Genomic DNA, 18,504 nt, shown 5'->3' on the forward strand with positions numbered 1-18,504 from the left:
TCGAAAACGAGACGAAGTGTGGAGTTTAGAGGAACAAGCCCGGACCGGGGCGACTTCCTTCGGGGAATCTGACGCCCACTTTACCGATCTTGTTCCCTTCCATGACCGCGACGGTCCAAATGGTGTTGTTCCACTCCACCTGGTCGCCGACTACGGGTGCACCGCCCACTTTATGGGCAATGAAGTGGCCGAGCGACATGTCCGGATCGATGCCATCCACTTTCAACCCGTACAGCGCCGCAACCGCGGCCAACTGGGCGTCTCCTTCGAGTACGAAGTCGCCGAAGAAGCGCAAATCGAGGCCCCGTTGCGGTGCCTGACTGAAGAGTTTTCCGAGGGCCGGAAGGTTGTGTTCATGGCCGATTACGCACAGTAAATCGTCGACTTCGAGCACCGTACTACCCGACGGATGGAGCAGTTGCTGGCCACGAAACAGTGCCGCAATCCGGGTGCCTTCGGGCATTTTCAGCTCGCGAAGGGGCGAGCCGATGCACCATTTCTCGGCACCGAGGCGATAAACGAACAGCTCCCACTCACTGGTGACGTGCACTTCCAGAGCTGCGCGGGAGATCGGCGCAGGCTCCGGCGGAACGGTCACTTTCAAAAGCTTCGCCACCCACGGCAGGCTCGTACCCTGCACCAGCAGCGACACCAACACGATAAAGAACGCGAGGTTGAAGTACAGCTGGGCGTTGGGCAGGCCGGCCATTAGCGGGAACACCGCCAGAATGATCGGGACCGCGCCGCGTAACCCGACCCAAGAAATGAACGCCTTCTCGCGCCCATGGAACGCCCTGAAGGGCAGCAGGCCAACGATCACCGACAACGGCCGCGCAAACAGAATCATCCACAGCGCCAGGCCCAGAGCGGGCAGGGCAATCGGCAACAAGTCGTGGGGCGTCACCAGCAACCCCAGCACCAGGAACATGCCGATTTGCGCCAGCCAGGCCATGCCATCGAGCATGTGCAAAATTCCGTGGCGGCTGCGCACCGGGCGGTTGCCGATGACCAGGCCGCACAGGTAAACCGCCAAAAAGCCGCTGCCGTGCAAGGCGTTGGTCAGGGCAAACACGACCAGTCCGCCAGCAATGACCAGAATCGGATAAAGGCCGGTGGCCAAGTGGATACGGTTGACCAGCTGCAACATGACCCAGCCGCCGCCCAGGCCGATGACGGCACCGATACCGAACTCACGCATCAAGTGCCCGAGCAGGCTCCAATGCAGACCGGTCTGGCCGCTGGCGAGCATGTCGATCAGGGTCACGGTGAGGAACACCGCCATCGGGTCGTTGCTGCCCGACTCGATCTCGAGGCTGGCGGTGACCCGTTCGTTCAGGCCTTTGCCGCCGAGCAGCGAGAACACCGCCGCGGCGTCGGTGGAGCCGACGATAGCGCCGATCAGCAGGCCCTGGATCAGGTTCAGGTTGAACAGCCACGCGGCGGCCATGCCGGTCAGCCCGGTGGTGATCAACACCCCGACCGTCGCCAGCGACAGCGCCGGCCATAACGCCACGCGGAAGCTGGAAACCCGGGTGCGCAAACCGCCGTCGAGCAGGATGACGGCCAGCGCGAGGTTGCCGACCAGATAAGCTGTTGGGTAGTTATCGAAAATAATGCCGGCGCCATCGACGCCGGCCGACATGCCCACCGCGAGGATGATCACCAGAATCGGGATACCGAGGCGCGATGAAAGTGAGCTCACCAGAATGCTTGCACCTACCAGCAACGCGCCGATCAAGAACAGGCTGTTGATGGTCGTCGCATTCAAAGGCAGTACTCCAGAAAGCTGAAAGGCGGGCGCAAACTGACCATGCAGTCTGCGTGCCAGCGATTCTAACCTGTTGAAATGTGATGCTGTCAAAAAGGTTTTGCAGATCAAAAGATCGCAGCCTCGCTTCACTCGACAGCTCCTACAAAGGATCCGCGTAAACCTGTAGGAGCTGTCGAGTGAAACGAGGCTGCGATCTTTTCGGCAGTGACGCGATCTTCGTTTAGAGGCTAAACCGCCCAACCATGTTGTTCAGGTCCAGCGCCAATCGCGACAGCTCATTGCTCGCGGCACTGGTCTGGTTAGCCCCGGTCGCCGACTGCACCGACAGATCACGAATGTTCACCAGGTTGCGATCCACTTCGCGGGCCACCTGTGCCTGCTCTTCGGCGGCGCTGGCGATCACCAGGTTGCGTTCGTTGATTTCGACGATCGCGCTATTAATAGTGTCCAGCGACATGCCCGCACCACGGGCGATGTTCAAGGTCGATTCAGCACGCTCGGTGCTGTTGCGCATCGAATCCACCGCGTGCTCGGTACCGCTCTGGATGCTGCCGATCATGCGTTCGATTTCGCTGGTCGACTGCTGGGTGCGATGCGCCAGGGCACGGACCTCATCTGCTACTACGGCAAAACCACGACCGGCCTCACCGGCACGGGCTGCTTCGATGGCTGCGTTCAATGCCAGCAGGTTGGTCTGGTCAGCCAGGCCGCGAATCACGTCCAGCACTTTGCCGATGTCACGGGACTCGTTGGCCAGGTCGCCAATCAGGGTCGCGGTGCTCTGCACGTCGGCGCTCATGCGTTCGATGGCGCTGACGGTTTCCTGCACCAGGTCACGACCATCACCGGCGGAAGTGGTGGCATTTTTCGAGGCTTCGGACGTGCTGACGGCATTGCGCGCGACTTCTTCCACGGCGCTGGTCATTTCGTTGACCGCGGTGGCGGCCTGTTCGATTTCGTTGTTCTGCTGGGTCAGGCCACGAGCGCTTTCGTCAGTGACACTGTTGAGCTCTTCAGCGGCCGACGCCAGTTGCGTGGCGGAACCAGAAATCCGTTGCAGGGTGTCGCGCAGCTTGTCCTGCATCTTCGACATGGCCAGCAGCAAGCGGCCGGCTTCGTCCTCACCGTCTACGGTGATCGGGCGAGTCAGGTTGCCTTCAGCAATTTCTTCGGCAGCGCTCAGGGCGTTGGCGATTGGCTTGGTGATGCTGTTGGTCAGCAACCAGGCGAAAAGCAGGGTCAGGCCGCTGGCGATGACCAGCAAAATGATCACCAGATTGAGAGACGTCGAATATTGCTCACCGGCAAGGGTGTCGGTTGCTTCGATCTGTCGGGTGTTGATCTCAAGCAACTTTGCCAGGGCCGAGTTGACCGCTTCGGAGTTGGAGAGCAATTCGCTGTTGAGCATGGTGCGCAGTTCGTCGACCTGGTTGTTGCGCGACAGCGTCTTCATCCGATCTTCGAGTTGGCGATACTGCGCCAGCAACTGCACGTATTGATCGTAAGCAGCGCGTTCCTGCGGGCCGTCGATCAGCGGTTCGTAGACTCGTTGAGCGTCGCGGATCTGCTGATTACGCAAGTCAAACAGCTCGAAGGTTTTCTGCTGCACGTCCGGTTCGCGGTTCACCAGCAAACGGTAGGACAGCACCCGCAGGCGCAGTGTCAGCTGAGTGAATTCGTCGAGGCTCTTGATGCTCGGCACACTCATGGAGGCGATGTCTTCACCGGCGTCGCGAATCTTGCTCATCTGGTTCAAGGCAAATACCCCCAAAACCAGCATCAAACCGCCAATCAGGGCAAAACCGAGGAACGCCCGTGGCGCGATATTCATATTACGAAGGGACATGGTGTTTACCGAAAAGAGCGCATCCGTGCGGCGCTGAGACTGACGTATGGGTGACTTATCGGTCATACGACTAAAGTCTTGAGGCCCTGCGCGTTTTTGTCGCACAAAGGCTCCGGCGACGAAGTGCAGGAACCAGATCCGCCAATCACAGTCTTTAAAGTTCGCGAGGAAGGTCACCCGCCAGGAAAATCAAGGCCTTGCGCCCCAATAACCCTGGCATCCGTGGTGACTTTTCTTTATCGTACGCGCCCTTTGAAAATGCTTGGAAAATCAAAATGTTGGAAGCATCCCTAAGCCAATTGGAACAGCTGGTCAGCGACCTGGTGCAACAGAACCAGACCCTGCTCGGTACCAACCAAACCCTGAGCGCAGAACTGGCCCAGGCCAAGGATGAAAACGAAAGCCTGCAGCTGAGCCTGATGGAACAGGAAGAGAAACAAGGTGCCACCGCTGCACGCATCCAGGCCCTGGTTGAGCGCGTCAGCGCCGGCCCAGTCAGCGCATGAATCACGGCGCCGCAGGGGTAAAAGTCGTCTCGATCCTGGGGGAGGACTATTCGATCAAGGCGCCGGCCGGGGAAGAACAAACCCTGCTGGACGCCGCGTTAATGCTGAAGGCTGCCCTGGCTGACACCAAAAAGAAGTACCCGACACTGATCGGTGACCGCTTGCTGGTGCTGGCGGCAATGAATCTGTGCTCCCAGCAGATCGAAATGCAGAAACAGCACAAGCAGGAACTCGACCGTTACCAAGAGCAAGTCAGCGCCACGGTTGAAGTGATCTCCAAGACGATCAATCAGGCCTGATCGGCTTTGCGCACAACCAAAGAATAAATTGTCGTTTGCGTTGTATACAATCGGCACGGCTGTTGCAGTGTTTCAGCCTCTTATTCTTTGGGGGTGCTCCATGCAGTTCTGGCGACGCAGTATTCAATGGCAGTTGATCCTGAGCATGGGCACCGCCCTGCTGGTCAGTATTCTGATCGTGGTTGGCATTTATACCCTCGTGGTCAACCGCCTCGCCGAGCGCTATCTGGTCGAACAAGCGCTGCCGTCGAGCATCGAAGCGATGCGCAACGACATCGAGCGAATCCTCGTTCAACCCCTCACCGCCGCCAAGGACATCGCCAGCAATAGCATGGTGCGCGACTGGTTGGCCGGGGGTGAAAACAGTGCCCAGACCAACACCTTCGTTACCTATCTGGAAGGCATCCGTGCCGAGCACAAAGCCTTTACCGCGCTGATCATAGGCGCTGCTTCAAACCACTACTTCACCGAAAAAGGCCTGGACCGGACCCTCAGCCGCTCCAACCCCAAAGACGCCTGGTTCTATTCGTTCCTCGACAGCAACCAGCCGCGCACCCTCAATATCGACAATGACACCGCGACTGGAGAATTGGCGCTGTTCATCGACCTCAAAGTCGAGCAGGCCGGCAAAGTCGTGGGCGTCGCCGGGCTCGGCCTGAGCATGAAAGAGCTGTCGGAGCTGATCCACAACTTCAACTTCGGTGAACGCGGCAAGGTCTATCTCGTGCGTTCCGACGGTTTGATCCAGGTTCACCCCGAAGCGCAGTTCAGCGGCAAACGCACGTTGGCCGAACAAATTGGTGCAACTGCCGCACAAGCGGTGATGGGTCAAAAAGTTGCCACCAACAGTAGCTTTGTCCGCGACGGCGAAGATTATCTGGCGTTGAGCCTGCCGTTGCGTGATCTGGGCTGGACGCTGGTGGCCGAAGTGCCACAGTCGCAAATCTACGCTGAAGCCCGTCGCGCCATGTGGATGAGCAGCGGCATCGGCCTGGCGGTGGCGCTGGTGTGCCTGTTGCTGGTGGTGTTGCTGGCCCGGGGATTGGTGCGGCCGATCCGTCAGGTAACAGCAGCGCTGGTAGCCATCGGTAGCGGTGGGGGAGATTTGACCCACAGGTTAGATTCCAGTCGCGCCGATGAGCTGGGTGACCTGGCGCGTGGCTTCAATCGATTCCTGGAAAGCCAGCGCGACATGATCGGCGAAGTACTGACCACCAGCGAGCGTTTACGCACGGCAGTCGGCCAGGTGGCGCGGGTGGTGGACAACACCGCCGAACGCTCCGGCCGTCAGCAGGAAATGACCGACATGGTCGCCACCGCCGTCCATGAGATGGGACTGACCGTACAGGAAATCGCCCAGAACGCCGGTAATGCAGCCGTGGCTTCGCAAACCGCCCGGGATGAGGCGATGCAGGCGCGGGAAGTGGTGGGCGGGTCGATCCGGCATATTGAAAGCATGTCCGATGAGATTGGCCTCGCTGCCAGTGCGGTGGGCGAGTTGGCCCATCAGGTGGCATCCATCGATCAGGTGCTGGCAGTGATTCGCGGGATTTCCGAGCAGACCAACTTGTTGGCGCTCAACGCGGCCATCGAAGCGGCGCGGGCCGGGGACATGGGGCGTGGGTTTGCGGTAGTCGCGGATGAAGTGCGGACGTTGGCGCGGCGGACGCAGTCGTCGACTGATGAGATTCAGCAGATGATTGGCAGCCTCAAGCAAGGCGCGGAGAACGCGGTGTCGTCGATGCATTCCGGGCAAGCGGCGACGGGCACGGGGGTTGAGTCGAGCCAGCGCACCGGGGCGTCGTTGACGGCGATTACCGGGCAGGTCGAGCGCATCAGCGACATGAACCATCAGGTGGCGGCGGCGACGGAAGAGCAGTCGGCGGTGACGGAAGAGATTAACCGGAACGTGCAGGGGATTTCTGATTTGGCCCGGGCGACGGCAGGGGAAGTCAGGGCTTGCCGTGAGGATTGTCAAACGTTACAGCGGTTGGCCGATGATTTGGCGCGGCAGATGGGCAGTTTCAAGCTGAGTTGATGTGTAGTCAGTGCGGGCCCCTTCGCGAGCAAGCCCGCTCCCACATTTGATCCGCGATGCATCAGGCAACGCGGTCAACTGTGGGAGCGGGCTTGCTCGCGAAGGGATTTCAGCAGCACAAAAGGGCTCTGGTTAGAACCACTCATCCTGCATCCCAAGGCACACATCATCCCGAGCCTCAAGAATCGCCAATTCATGATGGCAACCCGGCACTTCCCACGTCAGAAAATACCGCGCCGCCTGCAGCTTGCCTTTATAGAAGCTCACATCCGCCACATTCCCTTTGGCCAGCCCTTCCTCAGCGCGAATTGCCTGTTCCAGCCAGCGCCAGCCAATCACCGTATGCCCGAACACTTTCAGGTACAGCGCCGAGTTCGCCAGGCTGCTATTAACCTTGCCTTGCCCCAAATCCGTCAGCAAACCAATGGTCACGGTTTGCAGACGCGCCACCAATTTCTCCAGCGGCTCACGCAGCGCGGTCAACGATTCATACGCTTGAGCGCGCTCGGCGGTATCGGCAATCAGGCGGATCAATTGCTTGAGTCCCGCACCACCGTTCTGTGCCAGTTTGCGGCCCAGCAAGTCCAGCGATTGAATGCCGTGAGTCCCTTCGTGGATCGGGTTCAGACGGTTGTCGCGGTAATACTGCTCCACCGGGTATTCGCGGGTGTAGCCGTGGCCGCCGAGTATCTGGATCGCCAGTTCGTTAGCCTTCAGGCAAAACTCCGACGGCCAGGATTTGACGATCGGCGTCAGCAAATCCAGCAGTTCATGGGCCTGTTTGCGCTCAGCTTCAGTCTCAAGCGTCGTGGTGTCGTCAAACAGTCGCGCCGCGTATAACCCGAGGTCGAACGAGCCTTCGACGTACGCTTTCTGGGTCAGCAACATGCGTTTGACGTCGGCGTGCTGAATGATCGCCACTGGCGCGGTGTTCGGGTCCTTGCTGTCCGGCACGCGACCTTGCGGACGCTCGCGTGCGTACTCCAGGGAATACAGATAACCGGCGTAACCGAGCATCACCGCGCCCATGCCGACGCCGATTCGCGCCTCGTTCATCATCTGGAACATGTAGCTCAGGCCGTGATGCGGCTTGCCCACCAGATAGCCGACACACTCGCCGTTATCGCCGAAGTTCAGCGCGGTGGACGTAGTGCCGCGCCAGCCCATCTTGTGGAACAACCCGGCCAGCAGTACGTCGTTACGTTTGCCCAGACTGCCGTCATCGTTGACCAGAAACTTGGGCACGATGAACAGCGAAATCCCTTTCACACCAGCTGGTGCATCCGGCAGCTTGGCCAGCACCATGTGCACGATGTTTTCCGACAGCGGGTGATCACCGCCAGAGATAAAGATCTTGTTGCCCTTGAGTCGGTACGTGCCGTCAGACGCCGGCTCTGCACGGGTACGAATATCCGATAGCGACGAGCCGGCATGCGGTTCGGTCAGCGCCATGGTGCCGAAGAAGCGTCCGTCGATCATCGGTTGCAGGAAGCGCTGTTTCTGCTCTTCGGTGCCGAAACTCTCGATCAGACTCGCCGCGCCCATGGTCAGGAACGGATAAGAGGTCGACGCCGCGTTGGCTGATTGGAAATGCGCAAAACAGGCTTGGGACAACAGCGTAGGAAGTTGCATGCCGCCCGCATCGAAACTGCGCGCAGCGTTGAGGAAACCGGCTTCAAGGAAGGCGTCCACCGCTGGTTTCACTTCCGGAATCAGAATCGCCTGACCGTCCTCATAGCGCGGCTCGTTCTCGTCGCCCTTGCGGTTATGCGGCGCGAAGAACTTCTCGGCGATGGTGCGGGCGGTGCCGATGGCAGCATCGAAGGTCTCGCGGTTGTGCTCGGCGAAACGCTCACGCTGGGTCAGGCCTTCGGCATCGAGGACTTCATACAGCTCGAAAGCCAGATTGCGGGAACTGAGCAACGTCTCGGACATGGCGGCCTACCTTCTTTTGGAATGGGCCGAGTCTAGGCGTGGGAATAGAGGCTGAACAGGATGATTGATGAGCGTGATGGTGGAGTCCGGGCACCGCTAATCAAATGTGGGAGCGGGCTTGCTCGCGAAGAGGCCATTACATTCAACATCAATGTTGAATGATCGACCGCCTTCGCGAGCAAGCCCGCTCCCACAAGGGGTTTTGCATTCCAGGCGTCCATAGCGGGCGCCCGGTCTTGTTGCGGTTTAGCCGATAGTCATCAAGCTCGCATTACCACCCGCCGCAGCAGTGTTAACGCTCAACGCCCGCTCGATCACCAGACGCTCCAACGCAATGTTGGTTTCGCCTTGCGACAAACCATGAACCCCAACGATCGCACCGGCACGCTTGGCCACTTGCTGGCACACCGCACGCAACTGATCGGAATGGCCGTGATGCAGAACCGCATCAAACAGTACTTCGTCCTTGCTCCAGTCGGAAACCAGCTTGATCTTCGCCTGAACTTCCTTTGGCAGACGTGCGAACAATGCCTTGGTCAATTCAGCTTCCGGCCATACCGCCGAACCGCCGACTGCCAATACCGCCGCCAGTTGCGTCAGCAGATCGCCTTCGACTTCCGCCAGGCACAGCACGTGTTCGCGCGGCAGGATGGCGTAGCTGTTGCGCTCGCCGGTCGGGCCCGCCAGAACACGGGTGATCCCGCTTTGCGATTGCGCCGCGAACTGCACGCACAGGGTGCTCAGGTCGGCAATCTTGTTGCTGTCAGCCCAGGCTTGCAGGGCCTTCAACGGTTTGCTCATGGCATCACGCAGACGAACATCCGGTGCCGCGATGGCATCACCGCGAGCGAAGGATTGTTCGATTGCATCGGTAGGACGCGTCGACAGCAGGCGGTACAAGTACAACGGACCACCGGCCTTCGGACCGGTGCCCGACAGACCTTCGCCACCGAACGGCTGCACGCCAACCACAGCACCCACAATGTTGCGGTTCACGTAGACGTTACCGGCGTTGACGTTGTCGATCACCTTGGCGATGGTCTCGTCGATGCGAGTGTGCACGCCCAAGGTCAGGCCGTAGCCGGAAGCGTTGATCTGACCAATCAGCTGATCAATCTCTTTGCGCTTGTAGCGAACCACGTGCAGCACCGGGCCGAAGATCTCCCGTTGCAGCTCGTCGAAGCTTTCCAGTTCGATCAGCGTCGGCATCACGAAGGTGCCGCGTTTGACTTCTTCGGTGTTGGCGATTGCCACCTGGTACACGCTGCGACCTTTGTCACGCATGCCCTGGATGTGCTTCTCGATACCGGCCTTGGCTTCGGCGTCGATCACCGGGCCGATGTCCACGGACAGCCGCTCAGGGTTGCCGAGTCGGCATTCAGCCATGGCACCTTTAAGCATTTCGATGACACGGTCAGCGGAATCTTCCTGCAGGCACAGCACACGCAGCGCCGAGCAACGTTGACCGGCGCTGTCGAAGGCCGAAGACACCACGTCGATCACAACTTGTTCAGTCAGTGCCGAGGAGTCGACGATCATCGCGTTCTGGCCGCCGGTTTCGGCGATCAGCGGAATCGGGCGACCTTGAGCATCCAGACGACCCGCGACGTTGCGTTGCAGCAAGCGAGCGACTTCGGTGGAACCGGTGAACATCACACCTTTGACCCGATCGTCGCCGACCAGACGCGCGCCAACGGTTTCGCCACGGCCCGGCAGCAGTTGCAGCACGCCTTCCGGAATCCCGGCTTCGAGCAGCAAGCGCACGGCTTGAGCAGCCACCAGCGGGGTTTGTTCCGCAGGCTTGGCCAGTACCGGGTTACCGGCGGCCAATGCAGCAGCGACTTGGCCACTGAAAATCGCCAGCGGGAAGTTCCACGGGCTGATGCACACCACCGGACCCAATGGACGGTGGGCGTCGTTGGTGAAATCGTTGCGAGCCTGCACTGCGTAATAACGCAGGAAGTCCACAGCTTCACGTACTTCGGCGATGGCGTTGGCGAAGGTCTTGCCGGCTTCGCGAGCCAGCAGGCCCATCAGCGGCTGGATCTCGCCTTCCATCAAATCGGCGGCACGTTCCAGAATCGCAGCGCGCTCGGCCGGCGGGGTGGCCTGCCAGATCGGCGCAGCATTCAGGGCGCACTGGATCGCGTTGTCGACGTCTTCGACGGTCGCTTCCTGTACGTGGCCAACCACGTCACGCAGATCGGACGGGTTCAGGACTGGTGCAGGGGTTTCAGTGCTGGAGGTGCAACCGAGCATCGGCGCGGCTTTCCAGTTGTTATGAGCGGTTGCCAGCAAGGCGCAGGACAGGGAAGCCAGACGATGTTCGTTGGCCATGTCGATGCCGCTGGAGTTGGCGCGCTCGGCACCATAAAGATCACGCGGCAGTGGGATACGCGGGTGCGGCAGGCCGAAGCCGCCTTCCAGCGTCGCCATCTGCTCGATGCTGGCCACTGGATCGGCCACCAGCTCCTGGATCGAAATAGATTGGTCGGCGATGCGGTTGACGAACGAGGTGTTCGCACCGTTTTCCAGCAGACGACGTACCAGGTACGCCAGCAGTGTTTCGTGAGTACCGACCGGTGCGTACACGCGGCATGGACGGTTCAGCTTGCCTTCGGAAACTTTACCTACAACTTGTTCGTACAACGGTTCGCCCATGCCGTGCAGGCACTGGAACTCGTACTGGCCGGGGTAATAGTTCTGACCGGCAATGTGATAAATGGCCGACAAGGTGTGGGCGTTGTGCGTGGCGAACTGCGGGTAGATGACTTCTGGTACCGACAGCAGTTTGCGGGCGCAGGCGATGTAGGACACGTCGGTGTACACCTTGCGGGTGTAGACCGGATAGCCTTCCAGGCCTTCGACCTGGGCGCGCTTGATTTCGCTGTCCCAGTACGCGCCTTTCACCAGGCGGATCATCAGGCGATGACGACTGCGGCGAGCCAGGTCGATCACGTAGTCGATCACATACGGGCAACGCTTTTGATAAGCCTGGATCACGAAACCGATGCCGTTCCAGCCGGTCAGTTGCGGCTCGAAGCACAGGCGCTCCAGCAGATCCAGCGACAGCTCGAGGCGGTCAGCTTCTTCGGCGTCGATGTTCAGGCCGATGTCGTATTGCTTGGCCAACAAGGTCAGCGACAGCAGGCGCGGGTACAACTCGTCCATCACGCGCTCGTACTGCGCACGGCTGTAGCGCGGGTGCAGGGCCGAGAGCTTGATCGAGATGCCCGGGCCTTCATAAATCCCACGACCGTGTGACGCTTTGCCGATCGAGTGGATGGCTTGTTCGTACGACGCCAGGTACTTCTGGGCGTCGTGCTCGGTGAGCGCGGCTTCACCCAGCATGTCGTAGGAATAGCGGAAGCCTTTGGCTTCGAACTTGCTGGCGTTGGCCAGGGCTTCGGCGATGGTTTCGCCGGTCACGAACTGCTCGCCCATCAGGCGCATGGCCATGTCGACGCCCTTGCGGATCATCGGCTCGCCGCTCTTGCCGATGATGCGGCTCAAGGACGAAGTCAGGCCGGCTTCGTTGTGGGTGGCGACCAGTTTGCCGGTCAGCAGCAAGCCCCACGTGGCGGCGTTGACGAACAACGACGGGCTGTTGCCCAAGTGCGGGTGCCAGTTGCCGGTGCTGATCTTGTCGCGGATCAGCGCGTCACGGGTGCCTTTGTCCGGGATGCGCAGCAGCGCTTCGGCCAGGCACATCAGCGCCACGCCTTCCTGGGACGACAGAGAAAATTCCTGCAACAGGCCCTGAACAATCCCGGCACGGCCGCCGGCGCTCTTCTGATTGCGCAGTTTTTCGGCAATCGAGGCGGCGAGCTTGTTGGTGGCTTCGGCCATGGCGATCGGCAGGCGAGCCTGCTCGATCAGCATCGGCACCACTTCCGGCTCAGGGCGACGGTAAGCGGCGGTGATCGAAGCGCGCAGCACCGATTGCGGCAGGATACTTTCAGCGAACTCCAGGAAGCACTGGTGCGCGTGGTCGGCGTGGACTTCGCCGGCGTCGTCAGCGTCTTTGCTGATCAAACCGCTCAGCTCGGTCAGGGTTGCACCACCCTCGAGTTTTTCCAGGTAATTGAAAATTGCCTGCTTGATCAGCCAGTGCGGCGTGCGATCAATCGAGGTCGCGGCAGCCTTGAGGCGCTCGCGGGTCGGGTCGTCAAGTTTGACCCCAAGGGTGGTGGTAGCCATATTTTTATCCTCATGTTTGCCACAACCGCGTGGCATCAGCTGGCGGCAAGATTAGCCGTGCAACCGTCGAGGTGCAACCGGGTGCAACCCTTTTTTTGTCGGAATAATACGCAGCTCGTCAGGAAATAAATTCCGGTACGAACGTACCGCTCCTGCTTGGTGCTTTTGCTTCTAGTAAACCGCCAGGACTGCGCTAAAAGGGAGCAAAAACAGGGTTTTTCCGGATAAATCCGACTGGGTGCAACTTATTCTCGCGAAACTGGTTGCACCTTATTTGCTTTGTTGAATAGCATTCGCGCCCAAGGTGCAACCGGTCAAAAAAGACAGGTGCACCGGCTGATGGCTTTCCTGGGGAAACATCAGTCATAAATGCGCGGGCCCCGAAATCGTCTGAACAAACGTTGTCGTTTGTCGGCGGTTTCACACTCTGCCGCTACATAAAAACAAAGCCAGGGCATCACTTAATGAGCGTAAGCAATCCAACACTGATCACGTTCGTGATCTACATCGCAGCAATGGTGCTGATCGGCTTCATGGCCTATCGCTCCACCAACAATCTTTCTGACTACATTCTGGGCGGTCGCAGCCTGGGCAGCGTCGTGACTGCATTGTCCGCCGGCGCCTCCGACATGAGCGGCTGGTTGTTGATGGGCTTGCCGGGCGCTATCTACATGTCTGGTCTGTCCGAAAGCTGGATCGCCATCGGCCTGATCATCGGTGCTTACCTGAACTGGCTGTTCGTCGCCGGCCGTCTGCGCGTGCAGACCGAGCACAACGGCGATGCGCTGACCCTGCCGGATTACTTCTCCAGCCGTTTCGAAGACAAAAGCGGTCTGCTGCGTATCATCTCCGCGGTCGTGATCCTGGTGTTCTTCACCATCTACTGCGCTTCCGGCATCGTGGCTGGCGCCCGTCTGTTTGAAAGCACCTTCGGCATGTCCTACGAGACGGCGCTGTGGGCCGGTGCTGCGGCGACGATTGCCTACACCTTCGTTGGCGGTTTCCTGGCCGTGAGCTGGACTGACACCGTACAAGCCACCCTGATGATCTTCGCCCTGTTGCTGACGCCTATCATCGTGCTGCTGGCCACCGGCGGCGTCGACACCACGTTCCTGGCCATCGAAGCGCAAGACGCAAGCAACTTCGACATGCTGAAAAACACCACCTTCATCGGCGTGATTTCGCTGATGGGCTGGGGCCTGGGCTACTTCGGCCAGCCGCACATTCTGGCGCGTTTCATGGCGGCGGATTCGGTCAAGTCGATCGCTAAAGCGCGTCGCATCTCCATGACCTGGATGATCCTGTGCCTGGGCGGCACCGTCGCTGTAGGTTTCTTCGGTATTGCTTACTTCTCAGCGCACCCTGAATTGGCCGCACCGGTGACCGAAAACCACGAGCGCGTGTTTATCGAACTGGCGAAAATCCTCTTCAATCCTTGGGTTGCCGGTGTACTGCTGTCGGCCATTCTGGCTGCCGTGATGAGCACCCTGAGCTGCCAGTTGCTGGTGTGCTCGAGCGCCCTGACGGAAGACTTCTACAAAACCTTCCTGCGTAAAACCGCTTCCCAGGTTGAGCTGGTCTGGGTCGGCCGCGCCATGGTGCTGCTGGTTGCCCTGATCGCTATCGGTCTTGCCGCTAACCCGGAAAACCGCGTTTTGGGCCTGGTCAGCTACGCCTGGGCCGGTTTCGGCGCTGCGTTCGGTCCGGTGGTCCTGATCTCCGTGATCTGGAAAGACATGACCCGTAACGGCGCACTGGCCGGCATCCTGGTCGGCGCGATCACCGTGATCGTCTGGAAACACTTCGAACTGCTGGGCCTGTACGAAATCATCCCTGGTTTCATCTTCGCCAGCCTGGCCATCTACATCGTCAGCAAACTGGGCACGCCGACTCACGGCATGCTTCAGCGCTTCGCCGCTGCCGAGGCAGATTTCCGCCTGAATAAGTGATGGGGAAGAGCTGATGCTCTGACCTTTCGCCGAACATGAAAACGGCCCGCTTCCTTTGGAGGCGGGCCGTTTTTTTGCCTGTACGTCCCATCTGACGGGTATGTCTGTAGTTTTTTACCCTTACTTGTGAAAGAAAAATCTCTAAAAAAGTAGGGAAAATCTGATTTCCCTGTCCCTCCATCGATGCCCCTTGTCGCTCATGCAGAATCGCCCGCCTTCATTCTGCAGAGACACATCGGATGTTCGCTCCTGCCAATCAACCGCGTTTCACGTTGACGATCGACGGCGTCCAGAATGAGCTCAAGGTGCTTGAGTTCATGGGCAAGGAAGCCATCAGCCAGCCCTACCGTTTTGACCTGGAACTGGTCAGCGAACGGCCCGACATCGAACTTGAAAGCCTCCTGCATCGTCAGGCATTTCTGAGTTTTGATGCGCAGGGTTCCGGCATTCATGGTCAGATATTTCGCGTCGGCCAAAGCGATTCCGGACAACGCCTGACGGGTTACCAAATCAGTCTCGTGCCGCGTCTGGCCTACCTCGGCCAGCGCATCAATCAGCGGATTTTCCAGCACAAAAGCGTGCCGACGATCGTCGCGCAAATCCTCAAGGACCACGGCATCCAGCGCGATGCTTTCGAGTTTCGGCTCGGCAGCGACTACTCCCCTCGTGAGTACTGCGTGCAATACGCCGAAAGCGATCTGGCGTTCATCCAGCGGCTGTGTGCCGAGATCGGCATTCACTACCACTTTCAGCACAGCCTCGACGGGCACCTGCTGGTATTTGGTGATGATCAGACGGTTTTTCCTCGTCTGCCCGAGCCGACGCTATACCTGCCGGGCAGCGGAATGGCGGCGGATGCGCCGGCCATCAAGCGTTTCAACGTGCGACTGGAAACCCGGACGACAGCCGTAGCCCGTCGCGACTACGACTTCCAGAAACCTCGCCTGCAACTTGAAAGCCGCCTCGACAGTGAGCTGCGACCGGTGCTCGAGGATTACCACTTTCCTGGTCAATTCACCGATCGCGAACACGGCAGGCACCTGGCCCAACGAGCACTCGAACGCCACAACGCCGACTTCCGTCAGGCCGAAGGTCGTGGCGATGAATCGGCGTTGGTCAGTGGCCACTTCCTACACCTGGCCGAGCATCCGCGTCAGGCATGGAATGACCTGTGGTTGATCACCGAAATCGAGCACCGTGGCCGCCAGCCGCAAGTGCTGGAAGAGTCAGTCACCAGCGACAATCCGGATGATTTCCAGGGCTATCGCAATACCTTTCTGGCAACACCGTGGGACGTTTCTTTTCGCCCTCCACTCGGGCCGGAAAAACCACGCATGCTCGGCTATCAACCCGCCGTGGTCACCGGCCCGGCCGACAGCGAAATCCATTGCGACGAGTTCGGTCGGGTCAAGGTTCAGCTGGCTTGGGACCGTGACGGTCAGCTCGATGAACACGCCAGTTGCTGGCTGCGCGTCGCCACCGGCTGGGCGCACGACCGTTATGGCAGCGTGATGATCCCGCGAGTCGGCATGGAAGTGCTGGTGGGATTCGTCGACGCCGATGCCGACAAACCGCTGGTGATGGGTTGCCTGCCAAACGCCGCAACCCCGGTGCCGCTCGATCTGCCCGCCGACAAAACCCGCAGCATCTTCCGCAGCCAGAGCAGTCCCGGTGGCGGCGGTTACAACGAATTGCGCATCGAGGATCGCAAAGGCGCCGAGGAAATCTACCTGCGCGCCCAGCGAAACTGGACTCAGCACGTGCTGAATGATCAACAAGTGCAGGTTGATAACGCCCGCAGCATTGTCGTCACCGGCACCGCTCGCCATGAGCTGAAGGCCGACGAGCAACGCATCACCCACGGCCAGCGCCAGACCGAAGTGAAACTGGATGATCACCTGGTGGTGGTCGGTGACCGACACATTCGCGTGACCAGCCAGGCGCTGAATGCCAGTCAGCAATTCCATGTCAGCGCCGGCCAGCAAGTGGTGATCGACGGCGGGGCCAGCGCGACGATTCAGGCGGGCGGGCAGTGGATCAACATTGGGCCGGGCGGGATCTTCAGCAGCGTACCCATTCAGGTGGGGGGAGCGTTGATGCCGGCTCTGGCCGCTGCGCCGACCTCGCCGGATACGCCGCTGAAACTCGTCGCCGCCCCGGCGGCGCTGCTAAGTGCCGCACAGATTCTGAGCCTGAAAAGCGACGCGCCGTTCTGTGAGGAATGTGAGCGCTGCAAGGAGGGTGTCTGTGCAGCCTGATGTCTTGTCACCCCACGACTGGCTGGATCGCCAACCGCTCAAACCTTCCGAGCAGTTGTTCGCGGTTTTCAGCAATGCGAGCGGCGCTGAACCGTTCAAAGCGTGGCAGCGTTCGATCTCCGCTCAAGCACCCAGTCCGATCTGGGCCGACACCGCTTACGCCGAGTGGGAACCGGTGATGCCCTATGTCGGAATAGTCGCTGCAGGCAGTGAGTTTCAGCAGTGGGTCGCCAACACCGAGTCTCGCGATTGGGGTTGGCTGGCGGTTTCTTCGGCCTCTCAAGAAGTGCTGGTCGAGCATTTGCGCAGCCTTACTCAAGTCCTTTTGCCCAACGGTAATGCGGTGTTTTTTCGCTTTTGGGATGGGCGTTATTTGCTGTCGATTCTTCAGTCTGCCGAGGTTAACGCTACGCAGTTAATGCCTGTGATCGGGCGCTGTTTGATCAACGGCCAATCGGTCGAAATCGGTGGTAATGCGCTGAAAACCTCCCGCTTGTTTCCGTGGTGGGAGGTTTCTGAGTCGCTGCTCAAACACCTCGCCTCGGAGTCCGCGACAACCCGCATCAACAACTTGCTGAAGTGGTTGAGCGAAGACCGACCTGATCTTTATGAGGCGTTTTCGCAAAACGTATTGCGGCACAAAGTCGCGATCTTTCTGGAAGCGACGGACCTGCCTCAAGCACCCCAAACAGCCTTGGTGGACTACCTGATGGCGGAGCTGAACTGATGGATCAGATCGTACGGATCGAGCAGGAGCTCGACAGTTTCCCAAACACCCTTTCCCTTTACCGCGAACAGTTGAAGCACTGGCTCAGCCAAGCGGCGGACAAGGCCAGCCGCGCCGCTGATTTGCCTTCGCTGATGGGCATGGAGCGGATCATCCGGTTCGGCAACTCCAGCACCGCTGTCAGCAGCGGTGATGACGAGTTTTTATCCACCGTCGTGCAGTGCCCGAAAGGTGGAGTGCTAGAAATCGAGAGCAAGTTCGAATCGGTTTATGACGTTCCCGTGGGGAATATTCAGGTCGATGTGATTGCCAGTGAGGGCGGCGAAAAGACGCTGGTCACCCTCGATAAAAACGGCAAGGGAACGTTCACCGGTACACCCGGCAGGTTCTACCGCGTTCACGTTCACCACGAAGTCACGCCGCAGCAGGTTGAAGACCTTTTCTCGTCCTACGATGGGCTGACGAAAGAGCTCGAACACTGGCTGCGTGAAGAGTGGAAGACATTCAAACCGAAGTGGTCGGAGTCTTCTGCGGTTGCTGTAGGCAATGGAATGCTTGCGGGAAGTTGGGCGGCAATCGAGGGCGTGTGGGACGGCATCGGACTGCTTTCGGACATCCTCAAGGATCCCGGGAAGTTTGGTGAGCGGTTGGGCGAGAGCGCCGCAGAGCTGAAGAACCTCGCGGAAACCGCCCCCGATGTCATGGAAAAAGCCCAACTGCTGGCCAGTGACGAAGCGGCGCTGTGCCTGCTGTTACGCACCGCCAGCCTCTGGTTGGACATGCTGCCGCCCGGCGAGATCGCCGGCAAAACCGCCGAAGCCGTGTCGACGGTGGTGGTGCAGCTGTTGATCGATATCCTGATTGGCATCGTTCTGACGTTCGCTGCAGCAGGGGCCGGTATCGCCTATTTGACGATGCGGCTGGCTAATCGAGCTGCGCAATTACTCAGCGCTGTCCTGCGCCTCGTCAAAGCGA

At 59.6% G+C, this 18,504-nt stretch carries 10 protein-coding genes and 2 pseudogenes; 8 read left to right on the forward strand and 4 right to left on the reverse strand.

Annotation, left to right across the window (positions count from 1 at the left end):
- Positions 1-25 precede the first annotated feature (25 nt).
- Together E3W21_RS11045 and E3W21_RS11050 are read right to left on the reverse strand one after the other, a co-directional pair.
- The gene (locus tag E3W21_RS11045; protein ID WP_129439110.1) at positions 26-1,768 is read right to left on the reverse strand and encodes a potassium/proton antiporter; all 1,743 of its coding nucleotides are present in this window, start codon (positions 1,766-1,768) and stop codon (positions 26-28) included.
- 223 nt (positions 1,769-1,991) lie between these two features.
- Entirely contained in the window at positions 1,992-3,617 is a 1,626-nt protein-coding gene (locus tag E3W21_RS11050; protein ID WP_129439109.1) for a methyl-accepting chemotaxis protein, read from the reverse strand.
- 275 nt (positions 3,618-3,892) lie between these two features.
- Between E3W21_RS11050 and E3W21_RS11055 the strand changes: the two genes are divergently transcribed.
- The 4 genes and pseudogenes from E3W21_RS11055 (at position 3,893) to E3W21_RS32330 (ending at position 6,460) form a co-directional block, all read left to right on the forward strand.
- Positions 3,893-4,123 (forward strand): hypothetical protein, encoded by a 231-nt coding sequence (locus E3W21_RS11055; protein ID WP_008149645.1) that lies wholly within the window; start codon positions 3,893-3,895, stop codon positions 4,121-4,123.
- A complete protein-coding gene (locus tag E3W21_RS11060; RefSeq protein ID WP_129439108.1) occupies positions 4,120-4,422 on the forward strand; it encodes a cell division protein ZapA in 303 nt (100 codons plus the stop codon). Before E3W21_RS11055 ends, E3W21_RS11060 begins: the two co-directional genes overlap by 4 nt.
- Before the next feature lie 145 nt (positions 4,423-4,567).
- Positions 4,568-5,593 (forward strand): annotated as a pseudogene (locus E3W21_RS32325) (cache domain-containing protein); the annotation flags it as partial.
- A gap of 135 nt (positions 5,594-5,728) precedes the next feature.
- A complete protein-coding gene (locus E3W21_RS32330) occupies positions 5,729-6,460 on the forward strand; it encodes a methyl-accepting chemotaxis protein (RefSeq protein WP_371925561.1) in 732 nt (243 codons plus the stop codon).
- Positions 6,461-6,592: 132 nt separating this feature from the next.
- Here E3W21_RS32330 and E3W21_RS11070 read toward each other — a convergent pair whose 3' ends face one another.
- Positions 6,593-8,395, reverse strand: coding sequence for an acyl-CoA dehydrogenase (locus E3W21_RS11070; protein WP_134419721.1), 1,803 nt, complete (start codon positions 8,393-8,395; stop codon positions 6,593-6,595).
- A 246-nt stretch (positions 8,396-8,641) separates the two neighbouring features.
- Positions 8,642-12,595, reverse strand: coding sequence for a trifunctional transcriptional regulator/proline dehydrogenase/L-glutamate gamma-semialdehyde dehydrogenase (putA, locus tag E3W21_RS11080; RefSeq protein WP_134419723.1), 3,954 nt, complete (start codon positions 12,593-12,595; stop codon positions 8,642-8,644).
- A gap of 464 nt (positions 12,596-13,059) precedes the next feature.
- Here putA and putP point away from each other — a divergent pair, with 464 nt between their 5' ends.
- The 4 genes and pseudogenes from putP to E3W21_RS31745 form a co-directional block, all read left to right on the forward strand.
- Positions 13,060-14,544 (forward strand): sodium/proline symporter PutP, encoded by a 1,485-nt coding sequence (gene putP, locus E3W21_RS11085; RefSeq protein ID WP_134419725.1) that lies wholly within the window; start codon positions 13,060-13,062, stop codon positions 14,542-14,544.
- Positions 14,545-14,783: 239 nt separating this feature from the next.
- On the forward strand, positions 14,784-16,802 hold the full coding sequence (locus E3W21_RS11090; RefSeq protein WP_134419727.1) for a type VI secretion system tip protein VgrG: 2,019 nt from the start codon (positions 14,784-14,786) through the stop codon (positions 16,800-16,802).
- Positions 16,792-17,529: a DUF4123 domain-containing protein gene (locus E3W21_RS11095; RefSeq protein WP_134419729.1), complete on the forward strand. Its 738-nt coding sequence runs from the start codon at positions 16,792-16,794 to the stop codon at positions 17,527-17,529. Before E3W21_RS11090 ends, E3W21_RS11095 begins: the two co-directional genes overlap by 11 nt.
- Positions 17,529-18,504, forward strand: a pseudogene (locus tag E3W21_RS31745) (type IV secretion protein Rhs); the annotation flags it as partial. The gene E3W21_RS11095 and the pseudogene E3W21_RS31745, both read left to right, overlap by 1 nt.

The organism is Pseudomonas sp. F01002 (genome assembly GCF_004402115.1).
GTDB classification, from domain to species: domain Bacteria; phylum Pseudomonadota; class Gammaproteobacteria; order Pseudomonadales; family Pseudomonadaceae; genus Aquipseudomonas; species Aquipseudomonas frigoris.